The 8,369-nt window shown below is 34.5% G+C and carries 10 protein-coding genes and 1 pseudogene; all 11 read left to right on the top strand.

All coding sequences use genetic code 11. The annotated features are described in order from the left end of the window. Nucleotides 1-39 precede the first annotated feature (39 nt). The gene (locus Q7P22_RS07260) at nucleotides 40-123 is read left to right on the top strand and encodes an AgrD family cyclic lactone autoinducer peptide (RefSeq protein ID WP_303862502.1); all 84 of its coding nucleotides are present in this window, start codon (nucleotides 40-42) and stop codon (nucleotides 121-123) included. Continuing rightward, nucleotides 123-713, top strand: a complete 591-nt coding sequence (locus Q7P22_RS07255) for an accessory gene regulator ArgB-like protein (protein WP_369695505.1) — start codon at nucleotides 123-125, stop codon at nucleotides 711-713. Before Q7P22_RS07260 ends, Q7P22_RS07255 begins: the two co-directional genes overlap by 1 nt. 163 nt (nucleotides 714-876) lie before the next feature. Beyond that, the gene (locus tag Q7P22_RS07250; RefSeq protein ID WP_303862496.1) at nucleotides 877-1,011 is read left to right on the top strand and encodes a hypothetical protein; all 135 of its coding nucleotides are present in this window, start codon (nucleotides 877-879) and stop codon (nucleotides 1,009-1,011) included. Between the two features lie 221 nt (nucleotides 1,012-1,232). Next, nucleotides 1,233-1,694 (top strand): signal peptidase II, encoded by a 462-nt coding sequence (locus Q7P22_RS07245; RefSeq protein ID WP_303862493.1) that lies wholly within the window; start codon nucleotides 1,233-1,235, stop codon nucleotides 1,692-1,694. Between the two features lie 122 nt (nucleotides 1,695-1,816). Beyond that, entirely contained in the window at nucleotides 1,817-3,499 is a 1,683-nt protein-coding gene (locus Q7P22_RS07240) for a PqqD family peptide modification chaperone (protein WP_303862490.1), read from the top strand. Nucleotides 3,500-3,620: 121 nt separating this feature from the next. Then, nucleotides 3,621-4,484 (top strand): M48 family metallopeptidase, encoded by an 864-nt coding sequence (locus Q7P22_RS07235; protein ID WP_303862487.1) that lies wholly within the window; start codon nucleotides 3,621-3,623, stop codon nucleotides 4,482-4,484. A gap of 262 nt (nucleotides 4,485-4,746) precedes the next feature. After that, a complete protein-coding gene (locus tag Q7P22_RS07230; RefSeq protein WP_303862485.1) occupies nucleotides 4,747-5,820 on the top strand; it encodes a radical SAM protein in 1,074 nt (357 codons plus the stop codon). A gap of 76 nt (nucleotides 5,821-5,896) precedes the next feature. After that, nucleotides 5,897-6,637, top strand: a complete 741-nt coding sequence (locus tag Q7P22_RS07225) for an ABC transporter ATP-binding protein (RefSeq protein ID WP_303862483.1) — start codon at nucleotides 5,897-5,899, stop codon at nucleotides 6,635-6,637. Further along, complete coding sequence (locus tag Q7P22_RS07220) at nucleotides 6,627-7,796, top strand: ABC transporter permease subunit (RefSeq protein WP_303862480.1); 1,170 nt, start codon at nucleotides 6,627-6,629, stop codon at nucleotides 7,794-7,796. Before Q7P22_RS07225 ends, Q7P22_RS07220 begins: the two co-directional genes overlap by 11 nt. Nucleotides 7,797-7,847: 51 nt before the next feature. Beyond that, nucleotides 7,848-8,039, top strand: coding sequence for a hypothetical protein (locus tag Q7P22_RS07215; RefSeq protein ID WP_303862479.1), 192 nt, complete (start codon nucleotides 7,848-7,850; stop codon nucleotides 8,037-8,039). A gap of 116 nt (nucleotides 8,040-8,155) precedes the next feature. After that, nucleotides 8,156-8,369 (top strand): annotated as a pseudogene (locus Q7P22_RS07210) (dihydrolipoyl dehydrogenase); the annotation flags it as partial.

Raw genomic sequence — 8,369 nt, 5'->3', positions numbered from 1 at the left:
CAGATTCATTAAAAACTGTTCGAAAAAGTGTCTTAATTTATGAGACCATTATATTCAGCGTGTATATTTCTTGTACATCAACCAAAGTTACCAAAAGGTGCCCAAAAGCTGCGCAAATTTTAATGAGGATGGATGTATTTGAGCAAATTACAGATTCATTTGTTTCCAATGGAGTAATACCCTATGAGGATAAAGACCTATACACCTATGGACTGGAACAAGGAACATTGATGGTGCTTAATATTGCCACAACGATTGTTATCGGTATCGTATTGAGAATGGTATGGCAAAGCATCCTATTGACGCTTGTGTATATCCCTCTTAGAACATATGCAGGGGGGTATCATGCAAGAACGCAGTTTAGGTGTTACATATTTTCAATAGGAACCATGTCAATAACCCTTTTAGGGATAAAGTTGATACCTTGGACAAGTATTATTTGTTTGATGGTTGCACTCTGCGCAGGGAGTATAGTCTTCTTGTTTGCACCGGTAGAGGATAGTAACAAACCTTTAGATCGGAAGGAAATTGCGATTTACAGGAAGAAAACAAGAGTTTTATTAAGTGTTTTGTTTGCAGGAGCCTTAATACTTTGGCTTTTAGGGCAAAATCAAATCTCAATCTGTATCACAGTGGCAGTTGCATTGTGTGCGGTGATGCTTGTGCTGGGGAAAGTTAAAAATATTAAAGTTACACTTAAATTATCATGGTAGGCTAGTAATGAGTATCAAATACATAAATTTCTAACATCTTTTCAACCGGAGGGCGCTTGTTCAAGATGGACAGTAGGAAATGCTTGAAGTTTCCAGAGAAGTATTCAGGTTAAAGCATTAAGTGGGACGGTATAAAATTATTAAAAGAAGGGAGGTGTTAGAAATGTCATATAAAAAACCTTGTTATGAGCAAGTTGATAATGATAAAAGCGCTAATTATATTACACCAAATGTAGTACTCGTTATGGTAATTGCATTAGTACCCATAGTATCAAGAGGTTGTCAAGTCAACGGATAAAATATCTGTGTTTATAATAATATAAAAACCTATCAAAATTACGCTAATTAATTATATCATTCCACTTAATCAAGTATTCAAGCCTTAATTTTACCTTATATTTTCTTACGAAATTGGCGATAAATTCTGAAGGAAAAATAAAAGCCTCAGGTCAAAAAGTAGTATGAGATCTCACTTGGGAGTTTTTGAGAAAATACCACGTAATTAACGGAGGAATTGTTTTGAAACGTGCTTTGTTATTATCAGTAATTATTTTAACAGTAGACCAATTATTAAAACTATACTTCCAATTATACTTTTTGGAAGAAGAATTACTTATATTTAAACATTGGGGATTTACATATGTTACTAATTTAGGTATATGGATAAGCCCGGATATTTCCATGACATTAATGATAATTATTCAGATTTTTGTTATATTATGTTGGCTATTAATGTTAAAGTTACTGACGGACTACCATATTTACTATAGGAAAAGTATTTTTATTGATATATCTTTTGCATTTTTTACAACAGCTGCTTTAGGTAATGTCATACTTGATAGGTTATTCTTGGGCTACATCCGCGACTATTTTATTACACCGATTGCTATCTGTAACTTAGCAGATATATCGTTTGAAATCTCGTTAATATTTTTTGTTATTGAATTAATTAGATACCCTGATGCTAGAAACATTTTTTAATTGAAAAATTGGCTTTATCTAATCAAAAAAAATAGCTTATTAAATGAATTTTTCTACTCACAAGATAAACTTTCACGTAAGTTTTTAAAAGTAAGTAAAATAAAATTTAAGGAGATTTATTAATGGATATCTTAGATATGAAGCCACGCAAGTGTATGGATTTTTGGAAATTTAATCTAGACGATACGATTGTAGCTGGAACTACTAATGGTAGCTATGAACTTGACCAAATATCTTCTTATGTGTGGCAAAAATGTAATGGGCGCAATACTGTAAGGCAAATTATAAGTGACCTAGTAAAGTGGTGCCAAGCAGAAGATCAAATCGACCTCATTCAAGGAGATATTATAGGTTTGCTACAAGAATGGCAATATAATCAGCTTATTATCTTAAACTATAATCCCTTGCATGCTTTTTCTGAATACAACGAGGATGCATTGTACGAGATAAAAACCACGAATTTCAACGTTGATGTGTTATTGATTGCTCCACCATCGCCTAATCCACTAACGCATTTAAACTCGGAGGTACAGAGTACCTTTCCATTAGGCATCGGTTATATATCGGCAGTCTTAAAAAATGCTGGTTTTAAAGTTGAGGTTATTAATTTATGGCTAAGTCAGATGAATGAAAGGTCAGTCCGAAACATAATCGGGAATGCTAATCCTCGTATTATTGGGATTTCGGCTATGACAGATAGTTTCTTGAATGGAACGTATATAGCATCAATTGCCAAGGGATTAAACGAAGATATTATAACCATTTTTGGCGGGCCTCACGTTACCTTCACTGATGTAGAAAGTTTACAACACCACACTGTTATCGACTTAATTGTGCGAAATGAAGGTGAATTCACAATGTTGGAATTGGCAGATTATTATATTAATGGCATAGGTAATATACAGGATATAGGAGGGATTACTTATAGAGATGCTAACGAAATTAAAAGGAATCCACGCCGACCTTTGATTAAAAATCTTGATGAGTTGCCTTTTCCTGATCGAGTAAATATTGATTTCCAAAACAGCATGATCGGCATCCAAACGAGTAGGGGGTGCCCAGGGGCATGCATATTTTGTGTTGCCAGCATGATGGCAGGTGGTTCCTACCGAGTTCGAAGTGCAGAAAATGTCATTGATGAGATAATTTATTTGTATGAACAAGGGGCAAGACGATTCTTTTTTCAGGATGATACTTTTACTGTTGATATTAAGAGACTTTACAAGATACTTGCTTTAATAAAACAAGCGGGCTTAGAGATTGAGTGGAATGCTGAATCAAGGGTAGATATTATTGATAAAGACCCAGGCATATTTAATGCAATGAAAGAAACAGGTTGCAGTACAATTCAGTTTGGTGTTGAGGCTGGCTCACAAGAGACCTTAGATAATTTAGGAAAAGGAATCGAAGTAGGACAAATATTTAGAGCAATTAAAGCTGCTAAGAGTGCTAATCTTAATGTTGTATGTACTATGCTAATGGGACACCCGTATGATACGGAAAATAGCATAGAACATTCCATTCAGTTTGCAGAAGAGCTTGTAAAGCTAGGTGCATACGTACTATTTTCAATAGTCTGCCCGTATCCTGGTACTGATATACGAAAAAGGTCAGACTACTATAAAGTAATCATCCATGATATCTCATATAATGACTATTTTGTTTCCAACGCATTCATGGACATAAAAAGCTTGACAACAAAGCAAATAAGATCGCATTATTTTGATGGAATGAAGCAATTAATTAAATTGAATCTGGAAAATAACCGAGAGAGATTTATTTCTGTTAGGGAGAGGGTTATTTAGGGTGATAAAGCGCAAAGTGTTTCCGATGCCCCATGAGCTTATCTTATCACCTATGAAGCTCTACTTTTTCATCTTAAAAAAGATTTATGTGATTTTTACTTTGTCTTTAGTGGGTGTCTTGTTGAATATTGTTGCTATTGCACTGCTTGTAGCCACGTTTTTCGTGGGAAAAGAAACCTATATGAGCACGACTCTATACATTATAGGTGTTGTTCTGCTTCTACCATTAGTGATTGCTACAGAAGAATTTTTCCATGCCTCTGCCTGCATAGCTAGAGGTAAAAAAAGTACTTTAAATAATCTAATTATTGGTTGCTACGAAAAATATAGTCTTAATTTATTTACAGTTTTTTTTGCTGTCGATTATAATGGCAAGTTTAATTTAATTGATAAGTTATATATTTCAGCGGCAGGTCCCATTGCCACACTATACATGGGCTTTTTAGCAGTGATATTACTTTTCTGGTTAGGTGTTGATCGACAGATTAGAGTTATAGTTCTTATAAGTTTATTAGTGCCTTGTATTGGATTGATTCCAAGCAGCAAGATTATCCTGAGTGATGGCGCAAACATAAGGAATACAGTAAAAAGGTTAGGAATCCCATGGTTTGAAGCGGTGCTAGAGGTTATATCTAGCGTGAAATACCCGTTTGAGTATTGTTTTTTAGGAAAAAGAGTTTTTCAAGATAATTATATAAATCCTGTGGAGGCCCTTAGAGCCGTAGAGAAGTTATTGAGTGAGAAAAAAATAGACGAAGCGATACTTATATATGATAAGTTGATATTAATAGATCCATATAACGCTGTATTTTACAACAATTTAGCTTGGTTATATTATGAATTAGGTAATTATGATAGTGCCATCAAGTTCTCAAAAAAATCTTTACTGCTTTTACCTGATGACCCTGATTTTCAGCATACCTTAACAGAAGTAAGTAACGCCATAAAGAATTATAAATGTATGAACAACTTAGAACGGAGTTGATATATATCTTAACATATCCACAAAAGCTGAAGAACCTATTTGTGTATGAAAACTGCCATATCACCATATTAGGGAGTCTAGAGGATAATTTTTTTGCGAAAGCATCGAATATTATGAAAGATTTCTTAGTAATATGCGAGCACTTAGACAATAAAGGTGTGGTAGATTATTTGAATAGTAAGCATCCGACCGGAGTTGTAAAGCAATTTTTAAAAAAATTGAGAAATACCAACAAAGTATTTTTCAACAGGAAGGAGAAGTATTGACACCGTATGATTTTAATAATAATAAGCTGAAGACGTTGACCTTAAATCTTAGCCGTGATTGTAACCTTAGATGCACTTATTGTTTTGAAGGAATCGATTTCCGCAAAAGCACAGGAATGATGGACAAAGATACCGCCATATTGGCCACTGAGTTATTTATAACTCAACTTGGTGATGATAATGGAACAATTATATTTACTGGCGGTGAGCCACTACTTAATTTTAATGTGATAAAAGAGATTATCAATCTAATAAGCGAGAAAAAAAAGGACAACGTCAAATTCTTTATTAAAACTAATGGGACGCTAATCACTGAAGAGATATGTGAATATTTAGTGGAACATGACGTTGATCTGCAGATAAGCATAGATGGACACAAGACGGTACATGATTACCATAGAGTCTTTCCTAATGGAAAGGGTTCTTTTGAAAAGGTTACAAAGGTCATTAATCTTTTATTAGAGAGAAATTATGGTCATAAAGTTGTTCTTCGTGCAACGGTGACACATCACACCGTCCAATTTCTAGAGGAGAGCTTTCGATACTTAAAAAATCATAAAGGCATCAGGGTTTTTGACATTGCACCTGTTATGGGTCAAGACGGGCAAGATTTTGTTCTAACAGATGACGACACATTGATGTATGCAGAACACCTATTTAATATTGCTAAAGAGGAATTTTTGATTAATAGTGAAAAGTATAATAACATTAACCTAAAGTTTGATGGTATTTGTGGGATTGGAGTTTGGCATCTATCTATAGATGTGAATGGCGATATCTATCCTTGTTACAGATTAAGCGGAATAAGGGAGTTCCTGGTAGGCAATATCTTTAAATCTGGTCTAAGTACAACAATACCAGATAAGCTCGCGAAGCTATATAGTGTCAGCTCTAGGCAAGAATGTTCTAACTGTTATGCTAAAGTGTTATGTCAGAAGGGGTGCTATGCAGATAAACTTTTAAGATCTCATTCGGATATTTGCGATGACTTCCTAAAACAAATTGGTGAATTCTTTTTGATTGAGAATCTGGTTAAAAGTAATGCCCACATGTTTTTACTATTAATTTAAATGCTAAGGGATGAGTGTCTTAAAATGCGTAGGATGCTTAATGGTATTTCACAGGATAAGGAGTCAAGGATGTAAAATGATTAATATCGAAGGTGTATCAAAGGAATTTTTTACTAAAAAAAGCAAAGTTGAAATATTAAAAGACATTTCTTTTCAGTGTAAGAAAGGTGAGGTTTTTGGTTTACTTGGACCCAATGGGGCCGGAAAAACGACTTTGCTGAGGATTCTTGCCACAATTATGAAACCTACAAATGGTCGTATAGAAATTAATGGCATAGATTGTGTTCGTGAACCACTTAGAGTAAGGAAGCAAATCGGCTACTTATCTGGTGAAACCGGTGTATATGATCGATTTACTCCACGTGAAATTATACATTTTTTCGGTCAAATCAGTGGTGTAGAAAAAACAAAATTATGCAAGCGAATTGATATAATTCTCCAAGAGATGGACCTATGTGATTACGCTGATAGACGTGTTGATAGATTTTCTACAGGAATGAAGCAAAAAGTGTCTATAGCACGTAGTCTTATACACAATCCCTCTGTTATCATCTTTGATGAGCCGACAAATGGGCTTGATGTAATTGCTGGCAGAATAGTTAAAGACAGCATTATCAAGCTAAGAGAACAGGAAAAATGCATAATACTATCTACTCATCTTATGAATGATGTTGAAGAATTATGTGACCAAGTTGGTATTATCGACAAGGGCACGTTGATTTATAAAGGGACAAGAGAAAAATTAAAGAGTCACTTTAATGCGGATACCCTTGAAGAAATATTTTTTAAGATTGTAGGTGACATAAATGAAGTTTAGCAACATATTGTTCCTATTTAATAAGGAGTTAAAAGGTCTTTTGAGAGATAAGCGAACTATATTGGTTTCGGTATTAATTCCGTTACTATTCTATCCTTCGTTGATCAAAGGGTTGGATCATTTCCAACAGAATGAAGCTAAAAGACTTGAAAGTTTGAAGCCGATAATAGCGGCAGTAGGACAAGAAAATAATGAAATTGTTGATGTTATCAAAAATACAGGAAACTTCAAAATTGTTGAGTTGGACAATTTAATAGCGAAAGAAGAATTAGCAGCAGGTAAAATCCAAGGTGTTTTAGAGTTTTCAAACATCAGGGGTATAAGTGAAGGTGGAGTAAGTGTAAATTACAGGTATAAATTAACAGACGCTAGGTCTCGTATTAGTTTCGAGAGATTAAATACCTTGGTAGATGAATATAATGCAGTTTTAGTCAAAGAAAAAATTAGATCTATGGGGCTTAGTAACAGCATTCTAGAGCCTATATCACTTAGCGGTATTGATACCTCCTCCAAGGAAGAACTTACCGGAATGGCTTTTTTTATAATTCCGTACATTATGGTAACAACTATTTTGGCAGGTGCAGGCGCAACAGGGATGGATTTAACTGCAGGTGAAAAAGAAAGGGGTACACTAGCCACTTTGTTAAGCAGTCAGTTGAGCAAAGGCGAGATTGCTATAGGAAAAGTTGCTGTAACTGCCTTTGTTGGATCAATTTCAAGTATACTGAGTGTTATTGGTTTAGTTGCTGCTATAAAGATGAGTGAGAGCTCTGATTTATCAATTACAGCACTTTTTCCAAAGACATTAATCTTAATGATAGTAATTCTTTTACCAACTGCGTTATTAATTGGCTCTATAATTATGAATCTTGGGCTGTGCGCGCGAAGTATCAAAGAAGGTAATTCATATACGACGCCTCTTTATCTAATAGTGTTATTCTTAGGTGTGCTAACTACAGTTGAGGGTTTCACTCTTCCGAAGACTCTATACTATATTCCGATACTTAATACAGTCTTTGCATTACAGTCGTTACTATCTTTTCAATTCAATAACCAACTATTCTTCAATGCAATAGTATCGACACTAGCTTATAGTATTGTCTCTATTATGTTGTCCGTCAAGTTATTTGAGAGAGAGTGTGTTTTGTTTAAAACTTAATGCTTATGTAGTACGACTTTTGTCAAGATAGTTGTCGTTTTTATCTAAAATATGCATATACTAATATATACTTGTACTTTTGAGTCGGATATTGTGCCGTCTATGCAGGAACTGGTCGTAGAGGTATTCACTTATCGTTATAGTAAAAAAGAGACAACGAGAAGACCAGATAGAAAAACGGCCTGCTTTATGGGTAGCTTGGGACATGTTTCAAAAATTCACTATTTAGATATAACAAGTTAGTTATTTTATAAATATAATCGATAAATAGTAGTGATTAAAAGGGGAGAACTATAACTAAATGATTGGTGACTTGAATTTTTGTTTTTTCTACTATCTACTTAACACGGCATGTTCATATGACTGAAGAAGAAGCAAGAAAAAAATACGGTGATATTCGAGTAGGCAAATTCCCTATGTCTGCAAGCGGAAAAGCCCTTGCCATGGGCGAAACAGAAGGCTTTGTAAAGGTCATTGCTGACAAGAAATACGGCGAAATCCTAGGTGTCCACATCATTGGAGCAAGTGCAACAGAAATCATTGCAGAAGCAGCAGCTGTAATGAAATTAGAAG

The organism is Alkalibaculum bacchi, assembly GCF_937875145.1.
GTDB lineage: Bacteria > Bacillota > Clostridia > Eubacteriales > Alkalibacteraceae > Alkalibaculum > Alkalibaculum bacchi_A.
The sequence above is the reverse complement of the archived record's forward strand: the minus strand, read 5'-3'. Positions and strand labels throughout refer to the sequence as shown.

What these genes read in the sequence shown, in the direction of transcription:
- Q7P22_RS07260 (WP_303862502.1), top strand. Translation starts at nt 40, where the DNA reads ATGAGACCATTATATTCAGCGTGTATATTTCTTGTACATCAACCAAAG.
- Q7P22_RS07255 (WP_369695505.1), top strand. Translation starts at nt 123, where the DNA reads ATGAGGATGGATGTATTTGAGCAAATTACAGATTCATTTGTTTCCAAT.
- Q7P22_RS07250 (WP_303862496.1), top strand. Translation starts at nt 877, where the DNA reads ATGTCATATAAAAAACCTTGTTATGAGCAAGTTGATAATGATAAAAGC.
- Q7P22_RS07240 (WP_303862490.1), top strand. Translation starts at nt 1,817, where the DNA reads ATGGATATCTTAGATATGAAGCCACGCAAGTGTATGGATTTTTGGAAA.
- Q7P22_RS07225 (WP_303862483.1), top strand. Translation starts at nt 5,897, where the DNA reads ATGATTAATATCGAAGGTGTATCAAAGGAATTTTTTACTAAAAAAAGC.
- Q7P22_RS07220 (WP_303862480.1), top strand. Translation starts at nt 6,627, where the DNA reads ATGAAGTTTAGCAACATATTGTTCCTATTTAATAAGGAGTTAAAAGGT.
- Q7P22_RS07215 (WP_303862479.1), top strand. Translation starts at nt 7,848, where the DNA reads ATGCATATACTAATATATACTTGTACTTTTGAGTCGGATATTGTGCCG.